General features: G+C 60.7%; 15 protein-coding genes. 11 read left to right on the top strand and 4 right to left on the bottom strand.

The genetic code is table 11. The features are described from left to right. Together GIW79_RS25085 and preA are read left to right on the top strand one after the other, a co-directional pair. A partial coding sequence (locus GIW79_RS25085; RefSeq protein ID WP_236477432.1) for an NAD(P)-dependent oxidoreductase occupies window positions 1-1,306 on the top strand: 1,306 nt, incomplete at its 5' end. Then, window positions 1,306-2,580, top strand: a complete 1,275-nt coding sequence (preA, locus tag GIW79_RS25080) for an NAD-dependent dihydropyrimidine dehydrogenase subunit PreA (protein WP_034127958.1) — start codon at window positions 1,306-1,308, stop codon at window positions 2,578-2,580. The genes GIW79_RS25085 and preA, both read left to right, overlap by 1 nt. Before the next feature lie 124 nt (window positions 2,581-2,704). Here preA and GIW79_RS25075 read toward each other — a convergent pair whose 3' ends face one another. After that, window positions 2,705-3,325 (bottom strand): TetR/AcrR family transcriptional regulator, encoded by a 621-nt coding sequence (locus tag GIW79_RS25075; protein WP_014719000.1) that lies wholly within the window; start codon window positions 3,323-3,325, stop codon window positions 2,705-2,707. A 116-nt stretch (window positions 3,326-3,441) separates the two neighbouring features. Between GIW79_RS25075 and copC the strand changes: the two genes are divergently transcribed. The 9 genes from copC (at window position 3,442) to GIW79_RS25030 (ending at window position 12,047) form a co-directional block, all read left to right on the top strand. Next, window positions 3,442-3,807, top strand: a complete 366-nt coding sequence (gene copC, locus GIW79_RS25070) for a copper homeostasis periplasmic binding protein CopC (protein ID WP_034127959.1) — start codon at window positions 3,442-3,444, stop codon at window positions 3,805-3,807. A 3-nt stretch (window positions 3,808-3,810) separates the two neighbouring features. Next, complete coding sequence (copD, locus tag GIW79_RS25065) at window positions 3,811-4,668, top strand: copper homeostasis membrane protein CopD (RefSeq protein WP_236455081.1); 858 nt, start codon at window positions 3,811-3,813, stop codon at window positions 4,666-4,668. Window positions 4,669-4,944: 276 nt separating this feature from the next. Further along, window positions 4,945-6,207 (top strand): OprD family porin, encoded by a 1,263-nt coding sequence (locus tag GIW79_RS25060; protein ID WP_034127961.1) that lies wholly within the window; start codon window positions 4,945-4,947, stop codon window positions 6,205-6,207. Window positions 6,208-6,437: 230 nt separating this feature from the next. Beyond that, window positions 6,438-7,256, top strand: a complete 819-nt coding sequence (locus tag GIW79_RS25055; protein ID WP_054898252.1) for an NAD-dependent epimerase/dehydratase family protein — start codon at window positions 6,438-6,440, stop codon at window positions 7,254-7,256. Window positions 7,257-7,282: 26 nt separating this feature from the next. Continuing rightward, the gene (locus GIW79_RS25050) at window positions 7,283-8,158 is read left to right on the top strand and encodes an SMP-30/gluconolactonase/LRE family protein (RefSeq protein WP_054898251.1); all 876 of its coding nucleotides are present in this window, start codon (window positions 7,283-7,285) and stop codon (window positions 8,156-8,158) included. 45 nt (window positions 8,159-8,203) lie between these two features. Further along, the gene (locus tag GIW79_RS25045; protein WP_236455744.1) at window positions 8,204-9,166 is read left to right on the top strand and encodes a TRAP transporter substrate-binding protein; all 963 of its coding nucleotides are present in this window, start codon (window positions 8,204-8,206) and stop codon (window positions 9,164-9,166) included. Window positions 9,167-9,231: 65 nt separating this feature from the next. Further along, window positions 9,232-9,759 carry a TRAP transporter small permease gene (locus GIW79_RS25040; RefSeq protein WP_054898249.1) on the top strand — a complete coding sequence of 176 codons (528 nt, stop codon included), beginning with the start codon at window positions 9,232-9,234 and terminating at the stop codon, window positions 9,757-9,759. Window position 9,760: 1 nt separating this feature from the next. Further along, on the top strand, window positions 9,761-11,041 hold the full coding sequence (locus GIW79_RS25035) for a TRAP transporter large permease (protein WP_032903436.1): 1,281 nt from the start codon (window positions 9,761-9,763) through the stop codon (window positions 11,039-11,041). 145 nt (window positions 11,042-11,186) lie between these two features. Continuing rightward, window positions 11,187-12,047 carry an aldose 1-epimerase gene (locus tag GIW79_RS25030; RefSeq protein WP_236455746.1) on the top strand — a complete coding sequence of 287 codons (861 nt, stop codon included), beginning with the start codon at window positions 11,187-11,189 and terminating at the stop codon, window positions 12,045-12,047. Between the two features lie 121 nt (window positions 12,048-12,168). Here the strand turns inward: GIW79_RS25030 and GIW79_RS25025 are convergent, their stop codons facing one another. The 3 genes from GIW79_RS25025 to GIW79_RS25015 form a co-directional block, all read right to left on the bottom strand. Continuing rightward, window positions 12,169-13,314 (bottom strand): HlyD family secretion protein, encoded by a 1,146-nt coding sequence (locus GIW79_RS25025; RefSeq protein ID WP_034127965.1) that lies wholly within the window; start codon window positions 13,312-13,314, stop codon window positions 12,169-12,171. Beyond that, window positions 13,311-14,954 carry an MFS transporter gene (locus GIW79_RS25020; protein WP_236477431.1) on the bottom strand — a complete coding sequence of 548 codons (1,644 nt, stop codon included), beginning with the start codon at window positions 14,952-14,954 and terminating at the stop codon, window positions 13,311-13,313. Before GIW79_RS25020 ends, GIW79_RS25025 begins: the two co-directional genes overlap by 4 nt. A 177-nt stretch (window positions 14,955-15,131) precedes the next feature. Then, window positions 15,132-20,405 (bottom strand): SET domain-containing protein-lysine N-methyltransferase, encoded by a 5,274-nt coding sequence (locus tag GIW79_RS25015; RefSeq protein ID WP_236455750.1) that lies wholly within the window; start codon window positions 20,403-20,405, stop codon window positions 15,132-15,134. Window positions 20,406-20,471 lie beyond the last annotated feature (66 nt).

Here is a 20,471-nt window from a genome sequence, read left to right as displayed (position 1 = left end):
GTTCACCGACCTGGCACCGCCCCTCAACGCCCGCCAGGCCCAACTGGAAGCCTCGCGCTGCCTGTACTGCTACGACGCGCCTTGTGTGAATGCGTGCCCCAGCGAGATCGATATCCCCTCGTTCATCCGCAATATCCACACCGAAAACGTGCAGGGGGCCGCGCAAAAAATCCTCTCGGCCAACATTCTCGGTGGCAGTTGCGCACGGGTGTGCCCGACGGAAATCCTTTGCCAGCAAGCCTGCGTACGCAATAACGCCGAAGAATGCGCCCCCGTGCTGATCGGCCTGTTACAACGCTATGCCATCGACAACGCGCACTTCAGCGAACACCCGTTCCAACGCGCCGCGCCCACCGGCAAGCGTATCGCCGTGGTCGGTGCCGGGCCTGCGGGTTTGGCCTGCGCCCACCGCGCTGCCTTGCACGGTCATGACGTGGTGATTTTCGAAGCGCGGGAAAAAGCCGGCGGACTGAATGAATACGGAATCGCCAAATACAAACTGGTGGACGACTTCGCCCAGAAGGAACTGGATTTCCTCCTGCAGATTGGCGGCATCGAGGTTCGCCACGGCCAGCGCCTGGGCGACAACCTGACCTTGAGCGAACTGCACCAGCAATTCGATTCGGTGTTCCTCGGCCTGGGTCTCGCTGCCAGCAAACAGCTGGGCCTGCCCTTTGAGGATGCCCCCGGCCTGCTCGCCGCCACCGACTATATCCGCGAACTGCGCCAGGCCGATGACCTCAGCCAACTGCCCCTGGCCGACCGCTGCATCGTGCTCGGCGCCGGCAACACCGCCATCGACATGGCCGTGCAGATGGCCCGCCTCGGTGCCCGCGATGTCAACCTGGTATACCGCCGTGGCCTGGTCGACATGGGCGCAACCCACCACGAACAGGACATCGCCAAGGCCAATCAAGTACGGCTGTTGACCTGGGCCCAACCCGACAAGGTCCTGCTCGATGACCAAGGCCGCGTACGCGGCATGCGCTTTGCCCGCACCCGCCTGGAAAACGGTCGCCTGCTGCCTACCGGGGAAACCTTCGAACTGGCCGCCGACGCGATCTTCAAGGCGATCGGGCAAGGCTTCGACAACGACGCCCTGCACGATCCGCTGGCCCAGCAACTGCATCGCGTCGGCGAGCGCATCTTCGTCGATGAGCAACTGCGCACCAGCATCCCAGGGGTGTATGCCGGCGGTGATTGCGTCAGCCTCGGCCAGGACCTAACCGTTCAGGCGGTACAACATGGCAAGCGGGCCGCCGAAGCCATGCATGCCCAACTCATGCTGACTGTGGAGGCTGCGTAATGGCCGATCTCTCGATTGTATTCGCCGGTATCAAAGCGCCCAATCCGTTCTGGCTGGCCTCCGCGCCGCCCACCGACAAAGCCTACAACGTGGTGCGCGCCTTCGAGGCCGGCTGGGGTGGCGTCGTGTGGAAAACCCTGGGGGAAGACCCGGCGGCGGTGAACGTGTCGTCGCGTTACTCCGCGCACTATGGCGCCAACCGCGAAGTGCTGGGCATCAACAATATCGAACTGATCACCGACCGTTCCCTGGAGATCAACCTGCGGGAAATCACCCAGGTGAAAAAGGACTGGCCGGACCGCGCACTGATCGTCTCGCTCATGGTGCCTTGTGTCGAAGCGTCCTGGAAAAACATCCTGCCCTTGGTAGAGGCGACCGGCTGCGACGGCATCGAGCTGAACTTCGGCTGCCCTCACGGCATGCCCGAACGGGGCATGGGCGCCGCCGTCGGCCAGGTGCCGGAGTACGTGGAGCAAGTGACGCGCTGGTGCAAGACGTATTGTTCGCTGCCGGTGATCGTCAAACTCACGCCGAACATCACCGACATCCGCGTGGCGGCGCGAGCGGCCTATCGCGGTGGCGCCGATGCGGTGTCGCTGATCAACACCATCAACTCCATCACCAGCGTGGACCTGGAACGCATGGTCGCGCTGCCGGTGGTCGGCACCCAGAGTACCCATGGCGGTTACTGCGGCTCGGCGGTCAAGCCGATTGCGTTGAACATGGTCGCCGAAATCGCCCGTGACCCACAGACCAACGGCCTGCCGATCTGCGGCATCGGCGGTATCGGCACCTGGCGCGACGCCGCGGAATTCGTCGCCCTGGGCTGCGGCGCGGTGCAGGTGTGCACGGCGGCGATGCTGCATGGGTTTCGCATCGTTGAAGAAATGAAGGATGGCTTGTCGCGCTGGATGGACAGCCAAGGCCATGCCAACCTGCAGGCGTTTTCCGGGCGGGCGGTGGGCAACACCACGGATTGGAAGTACCTGGACATCAACTATCAGGTCATCGCCAAGATAGACCAAGAGGCGTGCATTGGCTGTGGTCGTTGCCATATTGCCTGCGAGGACACCTCGCACCAGGCCATTGCCAGCTTGAAGCAGGCCGATGGCACGCATCTGTATGAGGTGATCGACGATGAGTGCGTGGGCTGCAACCTGTGCCAGATCACTTGCCCGGTGGCCGACTGCATCGAGATGGTGCCGATCGATACCGGCAAGCCGTTTTTGAACTGGACGCAGGACCCGCGCAATCCTTACCGGGAGGCCGTGTAACCCTAGCCCCTCGTTCCCACGCTCCGCGTGGGAACGCATCCTGTGACGCTCCGCGTCACGCCGGCAAGAGCGGACGCGGAGCGTCCAGGGTGGCATTCCCACGCGGAGCGTGGGAACGATCAGCTCAAGGCTCCAACCCAATCCCGCGCAAAATCACACCGGTCACGGTCTGAATGGCCTTCTCGAACTGCCTGTCCGACAACGGCTGGTGATCATTCAGAATCTTCACCTGGTGGTCGAAGTCGGCATAGTGCTGGGTCGAGGCCCAGATCATGTACAGCAAGCTCGAGGGCTCCACCGGCAGGATGCGTTTGTCTTGCACCCATTGGCGAATCTTCGCTTCCTTCATCTTGGCCCAGTCGTACAGGCTTTCATCCAGGGCCTCGCCGAGTGTGGGCGCGCCGTGGATGATTTCATTGGCCCAGACCTTGGAGCCATACGGGCGCGTGCGCGAGCGCTGCATCTTGGCGCGGATGTAGCTGCTGAGCACCACGCGAGGGTCGTCGAAGGTTTCAAAGCTCAGGGCGTCCTGCTTCCACAACTCCAGCAGGTCGAACAGCACCGCGCTGTACAGCTCGCTTTTGGTGGTGAAGTAGTAATGCAGGTTGGAGCGCGGCAGTTGCGCTTCTTCGGCGATGTCGGCCATGGCGGTGCTGCCATAGCCTTTGTTGGCGAAGACCTTCTCCGCCGCCAGCAGGATTTTCTCGACGTTGACCCGACGAATTCCAATCTTGTGATTGCCCATAAGGGCTCCCTGACAACAACACGGCCTAAAGACTACCACCGGCTCTAGATCGGGGCGACAGGCCAAGCCGAAACTTCGTACACTGCCGGCTCCTATCCTCTGATCGGTATTGAACAATGTTGCTCAAGAAGTCCCTGACCGCTGCTGTCCTGTTCACTGCCCTGCTGGGCGCCTCCACGGCGTTTGCCCACGCCCACCTCAAGAGCGCGGAGCCTGCGGCTGACAGCAAAGTCGCCGCACCCAAAGACCTGCGTCTGACCTTCAGCGAAGGCGTCGAAGCCACCTTCACCAAGGTCTCCCTGAGCAAGGACGGCACCGAAATCGCCATCAAGGGCCTGGAAACTCCGGACGCCGACAAGAAGACACTGGTGGTCACGCCTGCCGCTGCGCTGGCAAACGGCACCTATAAAGTCGAATGGCATGCAGTGTCCGTCGACACTCACAAAAGCGAAGGCACTTACAGCTTCAAGGTCGGCCAATAACCCATGGCAACCCTGCTGGTGCTGTGCCGCTTCCTGCACTTTTGCGTCGTGTTGCTAATGTTCGGGGCCTGGGTATTCAGGCCCTGGCTGCTCGGCGCTCATGTGCAGCCGACACTGGACCGGCAATTGCTGCGCATCACCCGTGGCCTGGCCGGCTTGGGGCTGTTCACCGGGGTTGTGTGGTTGCTGTTGATCACCGCCAGCATGGCCGGCAGTTGGGATTCGGCGCTGCAACCGGCCACGGTGCAGTTGGTGCTGGGCAAGACCTTTTTTGGCCAGGTATGGGCCTGGCATCTGCTGCTGAACCTGCTGCTGGTGATCGTGCTGATCAAGCCCTGGCCGGCCTTGCGCTTGCCGCTGCTCGCCCTGCTGCTGGCGACCCTGGCCCCCTTAGGCCATGGCGCCATGCTCGATGGGCTGAGTGGGCGGTTGCTGATCCTTAACCAGGTAGTGCACCTGCTGTGCGTTGGGGCCTGGCTCGGTGGGTTGCTGGTGTTGGTGCTGATCCTCCGGCAGGCGCAAGACCACCACCTGGAGCCGATTCTGCGTCGCTTCAGTGGTGTGGGATATGGCCTGGTCGGCGGCCTGCTGGTAACCGGTCTGATCAACGTGCGCGTGCTCACCGGGCAACTGTGGCCCACGCCGCTGTTCGAGGGCTTCGCCTTGATCCTGCTGATCAAGGTGGGGCTGGTGCTGGGCATGCTGGGGTTGGCGCTGTTGAACCGGTTGCGTATCAAGCGCTGCGAACAACGCCTGGGCAGTTTGAGAGCCAGTGTGATGATGGAGTGGCTGTTGGGCGTTGCAGCAGTGGCTGCGGTTTCCCTGCTTGGCACCCTGCCGCCGATGGTCATGGCTGGCTGAAACCTGCGTTGCAATGCAATCCATGTAGGAGCGAGCTTGCTCGCGAAAAACTCACAGGCGCCGCGTTCATTCAGGAAGCACGCGTTATCGTTGACGTTTTTCGCGAGCAAGCTCGCTCCTACAGGGGGCGACCGTGCCGCTGCGTTGAATCGTTTCACCCAAGTCATCGTATAACTTCCGCTTGACACGCCCTCAAAACCTCGCAAATATCGCGCTCAATGTTGTACGACAACGTATGACAAATAATAAAAACAACAAAACAAAGGGAGCCTCACTGTGAGTCAATCCGCCCGTCATTCCTGCACTCGCCTGGGCCTTCTCGGCCTCGGCAGCCTGGCCGTCACCCTGCCGCTGGGTGCCAACGCCGAAGGCTTCATCGACGACGCCAAGGCCACGCTCAACCTGCGTAATGCCTACTTCAATCGCAACTTCACCAACCCGACCAACCCCCAGGGCAAGGCCGAAGAGTGGACGCAGAATTTTATCCTTGATGCCAAGTCCGGCTTTACCCAGGGCACGGTCGGTTTCGGGATTGACGTGCTGGGCCTGTATTCGCAAAAGCTTGATGGCGGCAAAGGCACCGCCGGCACCCAACTGTTGCCGGTGCATGACGATGGCCGCCCCGCCGACAATTTCGGGCGTCTGGGTGTCGCGCTGAAAACCAGGCTGTCGAAGACCGAGTTGAAGGTTGGCGAATGGATGCCGGTGCTGCCGATCTTGCGTTCCGATGATGGCCGCTCCCTGCCCCAGACCTTTCGTGGCGGCCAGGTCACCTCCAATGAAATCGCCGGCCTGACGCTCTACGGTGGCCAGTTTCGCGGCAACAGCCCGCGCAACGACGCGAGCATGGAAGACATGTTCATGAACGGCAAAGCCGCGTTCACTTCGGACCGTTTCAACTTCGGCGGCGGCGAATACACTTTCAACGACAAACGTACCCAGGTCGGCCTGTGGTACGCCGAACTGACTGATATCTACCAACAGCAGTACCTCAACCTCACCCACAGCCAGCCGCTGGGAGACTGGACCCTGGGCGCCAACCTCGGGTTCTTCAACGGCAAGGAAGACGGCAGCGCCCTGGCCGGCGACCTCGATAACAAGACCCTGTTCGCCCTGCTCTCGGCCAGATACAACGGCCATACCTTCTATGTTGGCCTGCAAAAACTCAGCGGCGACAGCGCCTGGATGCGCATCAACGGCACCAGCGGCGGCACTCTGGCCAACGACAGCTACAACGCCAGCTACGACAACGCCAAGGAAAAGTCCTGGCAGGTGCGCCACGACTTCAACTTTGTGGTGCTCGGCGTTCCAGGGCTGACCCTGATGAACCGCTATATCAGCGGCAGCAATGTACACACCGGGGCGATCACCGACGGCAAGGAGTGGGGGCGTGAGTCGGAGTTGGCCTACACGGTGCAGAGCGGTGCGCTGAAGAACCTCAATGTGAAGTGGCGCAACTCGACCATGCGTCGGGATTTCAGCAATAACGAGTTCGATGAGAACCGGATTTTTATCAGCTATCCGATTTCGTTGTTGTAGTTGCAAAGGCAAATCCGATCTCTAAGGTGCCACTTATCCATGTGGGAGCTGGCTTGCCTGCGATAGCGGTGGGTCAGTTACCACATCCTTTTCAGACTCACCGCTATCGCAGGCAAGCCAGCTCCCACCTTTGATCTCATGTGCCTGGAAGGACGTTGACAACACCAGGAATCCCTAACACTATTTCCCCATAGTCATACGACAACCTACAACAAAAATCTGGAAGGCCCATGACCACCACCACCCCCGCTCCCTTCAACCGTCTGTTGCTCACTGGTGCCGCCGGCGGCCTGGGCAAAGTCCTGCGTGAACGCATGCGTCCTTATGCCCAGGTGCTGCGCCTTTCGGATATCGCTGAAATGGCCCCCGCCACTGACGCTCGCGAAGAGGTACACACCTGCGACCTGGCCGACAAACACGCCGTGCATCAGTTGGTAGAGGGCGTCGACGCCATCCTGCACTTTGGCGGCGTTTCGGTGGAGCGCTCGTTCGAAGAGGTGCTGGGCGCGAACATTAGCGGCATTTTCCATATCTACGAAGCGGCCCGCCGCCACGGGGTCAAGCGGGTGATCTTCGCCAGCTCCAATCACGTGATCGGTTTCTACAAACAGGGCGAGCAACTCGACGCCCATTCCCCGCGCCGCCCGGACAGTTACTACGGCCTGTCCAAGTCCTACGGCGAAGACATGGCCAGTTTCTACTTCGACCGTTATGGCATCGAGACCGTGAGCATCCGTATCGGCTCCTCGTTCCCGCAACCGCAGAACCGCCGGATGATGCACACCTGGCTGAGTTTCGACGACCTGACCCAACTGCTCGAACGCGCGCTGTACACGCCCAACGTCGGCCATACCGTGGTGTACGGCATGTCGGCCAACCTCGACACCTGGTGGGACAACCGCTACGCCGCGCACCTGGGCTTTGCCCCCAAAGACAGCTCCGAAGTGTTCCGCGCCCAGGTCGAAGCCCAACCGCCCGTGGCCGCCGATGACCCGGCCAAGGTCTACCAGGGCGGTGCGTTCTGCGCCGCGGGGCCGTTCGGTGACTGAGTGCCCCGCAACCCAAGGGAATGACCATGACTGCTGAACTGATTGTCGATGCCCGCAATGCGGTGGGCGAATGCCCGGTGTGGGTGCCCGAAGAAAACGCCCTGTATTGGGTAGATATCCCCAACGGCGGCCTGCAACGCTGGAACGCCGCCACCGGCCATCTGGCGGCGTGGAAAGCCCCAGAGATGCTCGCCTGTATTGCGCGCACCCAGGCAGGCAATTGGGTCGCTGGCATGCAAACCGGCTTCTTCCAACTCACGCCCCACCACGACGGCAGCCTCGACACCGTGCCGCTGGCCAGCATCGAGCATTCGCGCAAGGACATGCGTTTGAACGATGGCCGCTGCGATCGCCAGGGCCGTTTCTGGGCCGGCAGCATGGTGCTGGACATGGGCTTGAATGCCGCCGAAGGCGTCCTTTATCGCTATGGGTCCGGGGCTGCGCCCCACGCGCTACTGGAGGGGTTCATCACCCTCAACGGCCTGGCCTTCAGCCCCGATGGTCGCACGATGTACGCTTCCGATTCGCACCCGAAGGTACAAAAGGTCTGGGCGTTCGACTACGACATCGAGACCGGCACGCCGTCCAATCGCCGCCTGTTCATTGATATGAACGACTTCCCCGGGCGTCCCGACGGTGCAGCCGTGGACGCCGAGGGCGGATACTGGATATGCGCCAACGACGCCGGGTTGGTTCACCGTTTCACCCCGGACGGTCGCCTGGACCGCTCCCTGAGCGTGCCCGTGAAAAAACCCACCATGTGCGCCTTCGGTGGCAGCCGCCTGGACACTCTGTACGTCACCTCCATCCGCGACGACCCGAGTGAACAGTCGCTGTCTGGTGGCGTGTTCGCCCTCAACCCCGGCGTCCAAGGACTGCCCGAACCCCGCTTCATCGTTTAATCGCTGTGCCTTGAATACAACAATAACAAGACAGGAGTGACTTCCATGGACTTCAAACGCACCTTGCTCGCCGCGGCAATCTTCACCCTCAGCAGCGCAGCCCACGCGCTGGAAATCAAGTTCGCCGACATCCACCCCGCTGGCTACCCCACCGTTGTCGCAGAAGAAAACATGGGCAAGGCCCTGACCAAGGCGAGCAACGGCGAGCTGACCTTCAAGTATTTCCCCGGCGGTGTGCTGGGCTCCGAGAAGGAAGTGGTCGAACAGGCCCAGGTCGGCGCCGTGCAAATGACCCGCGTCAGCCTCGGCATCGTCGGCCCGGTGGTGCCGGACGTGAACGTGTTCAACCTGCCGTTCGTATTCCGCGACCAGGCGCATATGCGCAAGGTCATCGATGGCGAGATTGGCGACGAGATCCTCGCCAAGATCACCAACTCCGAGTTCGGCCTGGTGGCCCTGGCCTGGATGGATGGCGGCACGCGCAATCTCTATACCAAGAAACCGGTGCGCAAGATCGAAGACCTCAAGGGCATGAAGATCCGCGTGCAAGGCAACCCGATTTTCATCGAAGCCTTCAACGCCATGGGCGCCAACGGCATTGCCATGGACACCGGCGAGATCTTCAGCGCCCTGCAGACCGGGGTCATCGACGGCGCGGAAAACAACCCGCCGACCTTGCTGGAACACAACCACTTCCAGAACGCCAAGTACTACACCCTCACCGAACACCTGATCCTGCCTGAACCCATCGTGATGTCGAAAATCACCTGGAACAAGCTCGCCCCCGCCCAGCAGGACATGGTCAAGGCCGCCGCCAAGGCCGCCCAGGCTGATGAGCGCGTGCTCTGGGACGCCAAGTCCGCCAGCAGTGAAGAGAAACTCAAGAAGGCCGGCGTGGAGTTCATCACTGTCGACAAAAAGCCCTTCTATGAGGCCACTGCGGCGGTGCGTGCCAAATACGGTGCGCCGTATGCGGACATGATCAAGCGCATCGACGCGGTTCAATAACCTCCCCTGCCCCTGCATAAGGCCCGGCGCGGTCGGCATCGACGCGCCCGGTCACGGTGAACGCCATGAAGACTTTACTGCTGCGCTTCAATGACCGCCTTTACATGACCTGCATCTGGGTAGCCGGTCTTTCCGTCCTGGGGGTCGCCTTGATCATTCCCTGGGGTATCTTCACCCGCTACGCCCTCGGCACCGGTTCCAGCTGGCCGGAGCCCACCGCCATCCTGCTGATGCTGGTGTTCACCTTTATCGGCGCCGCTGCCAGTTATCGTGCCGGTGCGCACATGTCGGTAGCGATGATCACTGACCGCTTGCCGCCTGTCCAACGCCGCCTCGTCGGCATCCTCTCGCAACTGCTGATGGGCACCATCTGCGTGTTCATGACGATTTGGGGCACCAAGCTGTGCCTGTCCACCTGGAACCAATTCATGAGCGCCATCCCTACCCTGCGCGTAGGCATCACCTATATGCCGATCCCGATTGGCGGCGTGCTGACCCTGGTGTTCGTGGTCGAAAAGCTGCTGCTCGGTGATCAGAGCAACCGCAAGGTGGTGCGTTTCGACCTGGTTGAAGAAAACGAAGGGGCCGCCTGATATGGACGCATTGATTCTGTTGGGCAGCTTTGTTGTATTGATTCTGATCGGCATGCCGGTGGCCTATGCATTGGGGCTGTCGGCGCTGATTGGCGCGTGGTGGATCGACATCCCGTTCCAGGCCCTGATGATTCAGATTGCCGGTGGGGTGAACAAGTTTTCGCTGATGGCGATTCCGTTCTTCGTGCTGGCCGGGGCGATCATGGCCGAGGGCGGTATGTCGCGGCGCCTGGTGGCCTTTGCCGGGGTGCTGGTGGGCTTTGTGCGTGGCGGGTTGTCCCTGGTCAACATCATGGCTTCGACGTTTTTTGGCGCGATTTCCGGCTCATCCGTGGCCGATACCGCCTCGGTCGGCTCGGTGCTGATTCCGGAAATGGAACGGCGGGGTTATCCGCGCGAATTCGCCACCGCCGTGACCGTCAGCGGTTCGGTGCAGGCGCTGCTGACGCCGCCCAGCCATAACTCGGTGCTGTACTCCCTGGCGGCAGGCGGTACCGTCTCCATCGCCTCGCTGTTCATGGCCGGTGTGGTGCCGGGCCTGTTAATGAGCGCGTGCCTGATGGTGCTCTGCCTGATCTTCGCGAAAAAGCGCGACTACCCCAAAGGCGAAGTCATCCCCTTGAAGCAGGCGCTGAAGATCGCCGCCGATGCGCTCTGGGGCCTGATGGCCATGGTGATCATCCTGGGCGGCATCCTCTCGGGCATCTTCACCGCCACCGAGTCGGCGGCGATTGCGGTGTTGTGGGCATTCTTCGTGACCATGTTCATCTACCGCGACTACAAATGGCGCGAGCTGCCCAAGCTGATGCATCGCACGGTGCGCACCATTTCCATCGTGATGATCCTGATCGCTTTCGCCGCCAGCTTCGGCTACATCATGACCCTGATGCAGATCCCGGCGAAGATCACCACGCTGTTCCTGACCCTGTCGGACAACCGCTACGTGATCCTGATGTGCATCAACGTCATGCTGTTGTTGCTCGGCACGGTGATGGACATGGCACCGCTGATTCTGATCCTCACGCCTATCCTGATGCCGGTGATCCTGGGCATCGGCGTCGACCCGGTCCACTTCGGCATGATCATGCTGGTGAACCTGGGTATCGGCCTGATTACCCCGCCGGTGGGCGCGGTGCTGTTCGTCGGCGCGGCGGTGGGCAAGACCAGTATCGAGAAAACCGTAAAGGCCCTGCTGCCGTTTTATGCGGTGTTGTTCCTGGTGCTGATTGCGGTGACCTACGTTCCGGCGTTGTCGCTGTGGTTGCCCCATTTGGTGCTGTAAACCCGAACCAATGTGGGAGCTGGCTTGCCTGCGATAGCGGTGTATCAGTCATGAATGCATTGACTGACAGATCGCTATCGCAGGCAAGCCAGCTCCCACAGTTGAATCCTCAGTGTTTGTTTTGACTTCACTAGGCAGGTCAATCGTGATTGAGCTTACAGATCAATTCACCCATCTGGTGCTCGCCCCCGCCATCGGCGGCAGCCTCGTCAACTGGACGGTACGCGACACCGGGCAACCGCTATTGCGGCACAGCGACAAGCACGCGATCAATACCGGGCTGCCGGGCAAGCTGGGCTGCTATCCATTAGCGCCCTGGTCCAACCGCATCGCCCACGGCGGCTTCGACAACCCCGGGGGCTGGCTGGCACTGGCACCCAATAGCCTCACTGACCCTTTTCCGATTCACGGTTCGGCCTGGCAGCAGGCATGGCAGGTGACAAGCCAGTCAGAACATGAAGTGGTGTTGGAGCTGCGCTGCGAAACGCCCTTCGCCTATCACGCCCGCCAGCGGTTTCGCTTGAACAACGGTGAGTTGAATATCCAATTGTGTGTGGCTCACCTGGCCGAGCAACCCGCGTGGCATGGGCTGGGCTTGCATCCGTACTTGCCGCGCCGGCCGGGTACGCGGCTGCAGGCCAAGGCTAGGCAAGTGTGGATGAGTGACGCGGCCAAGCTGCCCACGAGGCTGGAACCTGTTCCCGAAGCCTGGGATTTCCGGCAACTCAAAGGATTGCCAGAGGGGCTGGTGGACAACGGCTTTTGCGGCTGGGATGGGCACTGCGTGATCGAACAACCGGAGCTTGGCTACTGCCTCGAATGCCAGGCCAGCGGCGCCGATTACTTCCTGCTGTACTGCCCGCCGGGGTTGGAGTTTTTCTGCATCGAGCCGGTGAGCCATCCGGTGAATGCCCATCACCTGGCGGGCAAGCCTGGCCTGAAGCTGCTGGAGCAAGGCCAGTCAACCCACCTGGCATTCAACCTGAAATGCACTCCAAATGCCTGAACTGTAGGAGCGAGCTTGCTCGCGAAAAACTCACAGGCGCCGCGTTCATTCAGAAAACACGCGTTATTGTTGACGTTTTTCGCGAGCAAGCTCGCTCCTACAGTCAGAGGATGCGTCAACGTCAGGGTGGGCTGTTTTTCAGGCGCCCTGCTGTATCGATACTCACCACCACCGACAACCCCGGCCGCAAGCGCTCACTCTCGGCCTGGTCCGGGTCCACGATGATGCGCACCGGCACCCGCTGGGCGATCTTGACGAAGTTGCCGGTGGCGTTGTCCGCCTGCAACAGGCTGAACTCGGAACCAGTGGCCGGGGAAATATGCTGCACCGTGCCATGGAATTTGCGGTGGTTCAGCGCATCCACGGTGAACGTGACCGGCTGGCCGACCTGCACATTGTCCATCTGGGTTTCTTTCATATTGGCAATCACCCACAACTGCTTGGGCACCAGCGCCATCAGTTGCGCGCCGGAATTGACGTAGGCGCCGAGGCGCACGCCGATCTGCCCGAGCTGACCATCCCGTGGCGCCGTGATGCGTGTATTGGACAGGTCAATGCGCGCCAACTCCACCGCCGCCTCGGCACTCGCGACAGCTGCCTCCAGGGAGCCGCGGTTGACGATTACCGTCTGCAAATCCTGGCGGGCGATTTCCAGGCTGGCCTGGGCCTGGGCCACGGCAGCGATGGTCTGTGCGTTGGCCGCACGGGTCACGTCCAGTTCGCGTTTGGACACCGAACCGTCACTGATCAACTCTTCATTGCGGCGCAAATCCGCAGTGCTCTTGCGTGCCTGGGCCTGGCTGTCGACCAATGCGGCCTGGCGCAGCTTGATGGTCGCTTCGGCGCTGTTGCGTTGCTGCACCACGTTGGCCAACGAGGCCTTCTGCACCGCCAGTTGCGCCAGGGCCTGGTCGAGGCGTTGCTTGTAGATACGGTCATCCAGGCGCACCAGCAAGTCTCCGGTCTTGACGTACTGGAAGTCCTGCACCGGCACTTCGAACACATAGCCGCTGAGCTGCGGGCCGATAATCGTCACCTGCCCACGCACCAAAGCGTTCTCGGTGGTTTCCACCGCACTGCTGAACGGCGGCAGTTGCCAGGCGTACAGCACGATCAGCACACCGATGATGGCGATGGCGGCAAAGCCCAGGGACGAGACGATACGCACGCGCAAGGGCCGCAATTGGGTAGGCACCGCGCCCGGGGGCGTGCTGCCTTCCGGCGTGGCGGCGATGGCGGTCGTGGTGGTGGTTGAAGGTTCAGTCATGAAGTTGCGCCGCTGGGTTGAACAGGAGGAATTGCCTTGGTGGTGCTCATCAACCACAGGCTACGGGTGAAGATCCACAGCATGGTCAGGATCGCGACAATCGCGATCAGCATGAAGACATCGTTGTAAGCCATGACGTTCGCCTCGCGGGTGGCCGCCGTGGCCAGGCTGCGGATGCCCATGAGGTTGCGCAGTTCCGGGTCAGCGACGATCTTGCCATAGGCCGCCCCACCACTCTGCACCCGCGCCGCCACAAGCGGGTCAATCAGGGTCAGGTGCTCGACGATCATGCTCGAATGGTACTTCTCGCGCACGATCTGGAAAGTGCCCAGCAACGCCGCACCGATCAGGCCGCCGAGGTTCTGGCAGATCCCGAACATCACCGAGAAGCTCACCAGGTTGCGCGGGTTGGTCAGTACGTTTTTGGTGCCCAGCACCATGGTTGGCCCCAGGAAGAACGTACCGCCGAAGCCTAGCAGGAACTGGCTGATATAGAGGTTCTGCGGGCGGGTCAGGTTGCTGGAAAAACTGTCCATCACCGAACCGGTCGCCATCAGCGCCAGGGAAATGATCAGCGGCATCAGCAAATGCGCCGGGTTGATCGTCAGCGCGCTGACCACCAGCCCGGCAATCGCCCCGGCCAGCATCACCACGTACAGGGTGTGCATCTGCTGGTAGCTCATGTTCAACATCTGCATGAACCCCACCGCACCGGTGGATTGCTCGGACAGCACCATGCGAATCAGCACCACCGCCAACGCCAGGCGGATCATCACGCCGCTGCCCAGCCAGCGCCTCATCAGCATCGGGTTGCTGCGGTTATGCTCGATGGCGAGCCCCGCCATGATCAGCACCAGGGAACAGGCCGAGGCCACGCCGATCCACGGCGCTTCCAGCCACCAGTCAATACGCCCCAGGGACAGCACCGCACAGAGCAACGCCACGCCGCTGGCGAGGATGGCGAAGGTGAGGAAGTCGAGTTTTTCAAAGGTCTTGAAGCGATCGCCCGGCGGCAGCTTGAGCAGGAACACGCAGCCCAGGCAGATCAGCGCCAGGCCCAGTTCGAACAAGTACAGCCCGCGCCATTCGGCAATTTGCAGCAAATCTTCGGAAAACAGCCGCGCCAGGGGCAGCGCCAACTGCGCGGTACCCAGCCCCAACACCAAAGCTTTCAAACGCCACTTGGCCGGGAATGCCTGGATCATGTAGTACAAGCCCAACGAACTCAGCGCCGCACCCACCATGCCATGGGCGGCCCGTACCGCAATCGCCGAATTGAGGTCATTGACGAACAGGTGGCCGAAGGTCACCAGCGCGTAGAGCACCAGGAACACCTCGGTAAACGCACGCAGGCCGAACTGCTGGCGAAACTTTACCAGCAGCAGGTTCATGCACACGTTGGTCATTACATAGGCGGCGGGCAGCCAGGCCATTTCCGCGGTGGTCGCGCCCAGGGCGCCTTGCAGGTATTGCAGGTTGGCGATGACCAGGGCGTTACCCAAGCCGCCGGTGATTGCCACCAGCACGCCGACCAGCGCGAAAAGCCAGCGCTTACGCGTAGGATGCAGCGGCGTCGACGGCGAGCCAGGCAGGCTCGGCCGCTCGTGGGGTTGCCAGGTGTGGGGGGTGTATTTATCCATTCGGTGACCTTGGTAAGCCGGGGTGCAAGGCCGGTGAATCCGTTACACAGAGGAACAGTAACCTGAGAGGCGTTCATGTTGCCATCTTGAGGACGCAATTGATCGTCAATGGGGCACAGTCAAATGGCGCCCACTGCCCGGCATCATTTGTCTTGCCCCTTCGCCCAGCGCTTGAACTCAGCGATCAGGGTCCGGCTTGATCGCTACATCAGGCACCGGCTTATAGAACGGTCCATAGTCCAGCAGTAGCTCCTCGCCTCTCTTGATGTCCTTGAGCGCCACATAGAACGTCAGGTTTTTCCCGACCGCGATGGACACGACATTGTTGGACATCCACGCAGGCCCCTCGCCCAGTTGCGAGGTATTGATCAGGCTCAAGGTGTTGCCAGTGTGCAGGCCGCTCACCGTCCGGGTACCCGAGCGCGTACCGAACAGGTAAGTCATTACAGCCCGCGAACCTTGCTTGCGCTGCTCCTCGAACAGTGACGCTTCGTCTGCATGGTATTTGCCTGCATAAGGGCCAAGCACTTCATATTGGGGGATATCGCGCCGCGCCCATACCGAAGCGCCGCGAGCCGGCCCCCCATCGTCCAACGGCGTGACCACCTCCAGGGCATCGTCAAATCGAGTCTGATGCTGGCCTTCGGTGCGCAGCCAGTCTTTGATCGACGCCTTGATCTGTGCTGAAACCCTCGCCTTAGTCGGGCTATCAAGCCCATCGAGCACGCCATTCCAGTGGGAGATGCGGATGTCATCGATCGGGCCTTCGAGTGATTGGGTCAAGCTGATTCTGGGGTTCACCGGGTCCTGCAGAATCGGCAGCGTGTTGTCGATCTGATGACGAGGCAATGTCGGGAAATCGCTGGGTTCAACCTTGATCACCACGGGCGGGACTGTCGAAGCGGGGGCTGGGGCCTCCAGGCCTTGCGTTGTGCCGGCGCCGACCTTTGATGGTGGCGGGTCCAAGGGCTCTGATGCGGGGCGTTTTCGTGGGGTATCCGTAACCGATTGCCCAGGAACGGGGCGCGGCCCAGTGCCTTGCTGTAACCGTCCCAGACGTTGCGAGGCGTTCGCTGTAAACGAGCCGTCCGCTCTCACGTACTTACTCCAGAGGTCTGGACTAAGCCTGTGCTGTTGCACAAACTGCGCCTGCGTGACGGAGTTGTCTGCGCTCTCGGCAAGCGCTTGCCACTGGCGCAAAAGGTCACCGGTAATCCTGCGATAGGCGCCATCGGTTACATTCTTCATCAGTGCTTCGCCGGCCGCCGACAGGCCACCATCAGGACGGACATACGCTCTGAACGAATGCACACTCAGGTTATGCTGAACGGCGAACCCCTCCATGGTCATGGTCTCACGCGCCTGCTGCGTCAGCTTTTGCCACCTATCGATATGCGTTTCGGTCACCCTGCCCGCCGCCATGTTGGCAGAGCGGTCGCGCACCGTCACACCGGCAGGGCTCAGTTTGCCGTCAGGCTGCACGTAATACTCAAAGGTTCTCGGGGATAGATGTTTCTGGCGAGCAAAGCCCCTGCGTGTAAGGCTTCGTTGCTGCGCGGGCGGCAACGCCTCCCACTCGCGCAAATGCCCAGCCGTGATCAACTCCATGCGCGCCCTGGGAACATGGGTGACCGGACCCAGTGCGGCGCGCTCAAGGCGTTCGCTGGCGGTCTTTTTCAAGGAACCATCAGCGTTGACCCAGTCTCTCCAAGTGGCTGGATGGAGCCCGTTCTCGCTTGTGAACTGCGCTTGCGTGATCGCATTATTCGGGTCCTCGAAATAGGCTTTCCACTGGCGAAGGTGGTCGTCGGTAATCTTGTTAGGGGCAATACCGACCACCCTGTCCATCAGTTCTCTACCGACCGGCCCCAATGTACCGTCTCGCCGCACATGGGTTTTGAACGAGCCTGGATTAACGTGATAAAGCTCGGCAAACCCCTCGAGCGTCATTTCGTCACGCTCCGTCTGTGGCATGTCTTGCCAATCACGGATATGGGTTTCAGTCACGGTATAAAATGGCGTATTGGGTGCACGGTCGCGCACCGCCACGCCGATAGCGGTCAACTGACCATCTGGTTTTACATAGCGATTGAACACTTTCGGGTGCAGATGTTGCTGCCGTGCGAAGCCTGCGGGGGTAAGGCTTTGCTGCTGCTCCAATGATAACGCCTGCCAAGCGCGCAAATGATCGGCCATGGGGGTCTGGGCCTGAACAGCGGACGCCCGTGCGGCGCTTTGCAGTGCGCGTTCCAGACGCTGCGCGCCCGCCCCCTTCAACGAGCCGTCCGCGTTGACGTACTGCGCCCAGCTACGTTGGCTGAGCCCGTGCTGGCTCACGAACTGCGCTGACGTCAATGAGTTGCCTGGTTGCCTGAAAAGCTCATCCCACTGGCGTAAATGATCATCGGTAATCTGGTTACTTTTGGTGGGAACAGAGGAGTTGATCAGCGTTTCCCCGCGGGTCATCAGGGTACCGTCCTTGCGCGCATACGTTTTGAACGTACCCGGCCGAAGGTTATGAAGAACAGCAAACCCCTCCTGGGTCATTTCGTCACGCTGCGCCTGGGTCATGTTTTTCCACTCACGCACATGCGTTTCGGTCACCTTTGCGGTGAATGCGTTGGCAGGGCGATCACGCACGAGCACGCCGCTATCGGTTAACTGACCGTCTGGCTTTACGAAAAACTCAAAGGTTTTCTGTGTGAGTTTATTCTGCTTGGCAAAGCCCTTTCGGGTCAGCCTTATCTGCTCCTGCGGCGACAAGGCCTCCCAGGCCTTCAAGTGCTCAGCAGTGATCTGCCCGCCGCCGGGTGCCCCCAGGCGTTGCCATTCGTCGCCCTGTACATGCTGGACCAACAACTCGGTTTGCCGGTTGTTGTGATAAACCCGGGCCTGCACGGTGCCGTCTTCCGTGCGCGACACCTGGCGCACCTCATACACCGCTGTGTCACCGTTGCTGTCGGTATGGCGTATGTGCGAGGAGTGCCCATCGGCTGCCACATATACGCCCTGGCTGTTGCGTGTGAGCCCTGCGATTTTGGATTCAGGCACTTTGAAGTGCCCGAACAGCTCATGGCTCAGCTCACTTGGCCCATCGAAGCTCGCAGTGTCCACCTCACCGTCGACAGCCTGGGTTGCGGCCTTGAACTCATCGAGCGGGCCGCCATAAGGCCGCATCGCGTCGGCATCGAATGCATACCACTTGCCACCCTTGAGCACCGCGGCCCCCTCCACCGTCTGGCCTGCCACCTTCACGGTGCCGGTTGCGGCGGCCTCGTACTGTTTGCTGATCGCCTTCAACACGTCATAACTGCCGGTGGCGCCCCTGAGCTTGTTGACGGCCTTGACGCCTTTGGACAATACATAGAGACCAGCGCTACCCACCAACCTGGGCAAATCGCCCACCCCGCCGACGGGGTTGAGTACGTCAATGGCCGCCACGCCGATGACCTTGACCGCCCGCAATGCCTTGGCCCCGGCAGACAACGCAGAACGGCCGACCTTGAGCAACTTTCCTGCGGTGGAGGTGCCGGCGGTAAGAAAACCGAATACATCCAGCAAGAGGTCAAAAGCACCCGCGCCATACTGCCCGTTCTGAAAATTGACAATGGCGGACCTGAACGGGATCAGGTTCAACAAAAACTCGCTCAGCTGTGCGTTCGCCTTGTCCAAGGCGGTTTGCCCACGGGCCTGCTGTTTGATAGCGGGATCGTCGAGGTCCAAGTGTTCGACAAACGCCGTGGCAATCCCATGGGATCGAGCGCTGATAAAGCTATCCCAAGGCGCGTTATTCAGCGGTCGCTCACGTCCCAGATCATCGGCTTTATGGCTGGGCGTGAATACTTTGGTCGTCGAAACCTTGTTGCCATCCCTGTCTTCCTTAACCTTTGTACTGTAAAGGCTCGTCTTTTCAATCGTGCCTTTATTGAAGTCGATGACGTAGGCGTGCGACGTGCCTTGCAGCTCGGTTTTGACCAGCAGCCCCGGTTCATTTTGAGCATACGTATTATTGAAATGCCCATCCATGACGTATGAGCCTTTCTGGAAAAAACTGACCTTTCCAAACTCGAAATGCTTGCGATCCTGTAAGGGCAGTTGCGAGATCATGTGCCTGACCGTTGTATTGACGGCGATCTTTTTTTCCTCCATTGCACGGCTGAACTGCCGTTCGAATTCTGCCGGCACGCCAAATTGCCGATTGGCGTTCAAACTCGTTAGTACCCTTTGCAGGTCGTTGCCCTTGAGTGAGCTGCTGGGTTCGTGCGCCTTGAAAGGCCGGGACTCCAGCCAGTCGTCCATGGCGACATCCAAGAGCGAAATACCTCCCCCTTCAATCTTCACGTAGTGCTGATCGACAGCAAATACTTTCTCCTCGAAAAACGCGCCAAGGTCGCCAAATCGCTCCTTGAGCTTGGTCAGGGCGATCTCTTTTCGCGTGGGCAATGCCTTATCCAGTGCATGGGAGGCAGTGAGCCGGGTGTCCAGCTGCGCGTTGAATGCAGCCCTTGCCGATTCAAGTTGCGCGGGTGGATAGTCGCCATTCTGTCTTTTTGTGAGAATGCCACTGGCCACGGCCCAGTCCAGCAATGCCACCGTCTCTGCTGCTTGGGTAACTCCTGGGTCAACCCGCCGTGCTTCTTGCGCCTCGCTCATGACCTGGGCAAACGTCATGCCGGGGACTTTGCCCGGCGTCTGCGCCTCAATCGTCATTGCAGCAATCGCCAGGCTGGCCCATGCCTGGCTGCCGACTTTCACCGTCGCAGGAATGTCTTTGATCAGAAACTGCGGCGCCGACTTGGCCAGCAACAGGTACGCGCCGACACTTGCCAGTGCAGCACTGGTTTTGCCAGTACGACTCAAATGTTCGGCCAAGCCAGCCACCACCGTGGCTGCGTGGTGTCCCCCATGCGTGTCACCGCCCAGATCAAACCCAGCGACGCTGTTGCAATCGGGTGCGGTGATCGACTCAGGGTCCATCTGCAGTGCGATAGCGGCCAGTAGGTAATCGCTCGCGCTGCTTTCGCTGTCAATGCCCTGCATTGTTTGCTGCAGCGCGTTGCCCATCCGTTGCCCTTGCGGGGAATTGACCAGCGCTTCGAGTATTTTGGCCGGGTCGCTCCCCACTTCTGCCGGCAGCGGCTGGCGATACCGCAGAAACTCCAGTACGCCACCCTTGGTTTGCATCACCAGCGGTTGGTCGCCCAGAGGGTGTGCGTAATTCATCGTCGCAAGGCGCAAGCGCCGCTGCTCGTCTGCACTCAAGGGATTTGGCCAGGATAATGCCCCGCCCAAATGGCCCAGTGAGAAGACAGGACTGTTGGGCAATGGCAAATTCTGGCTGGGACGCTGGGGCGTCAACGACGGTTCAAGGTCATCGGCCACAAGCGGTGGCCGTTTTTCAGTTGCTGCCAAGGGAAGCGAAAAATGCGTATGTGCTGCGGTAATTGTCATAAAGCGCCTGTGCATAGTCGAAGAATCATCCAGGCAAAAGCGCGTTTCGGCGCTTGCGGCCGTTCA

The sequence above is a fragment of the Pseudomonas sp. PA-7-1E genome (assembly GCF_021605325.1).
GTDB classification, from domain to species: domain Bacteria; phylum Pseudomonadota; class Gammaproteobacteria; order Pseudomonadales; family Pseudomonadaceae; genus Aquipseudomonas; species Aquipseudomonas fluorescens_BV.
Note: the sequence above shows the minus strand (reverse complement) of the source record. Positions and strands in the feature narration are given on the sequence as shown.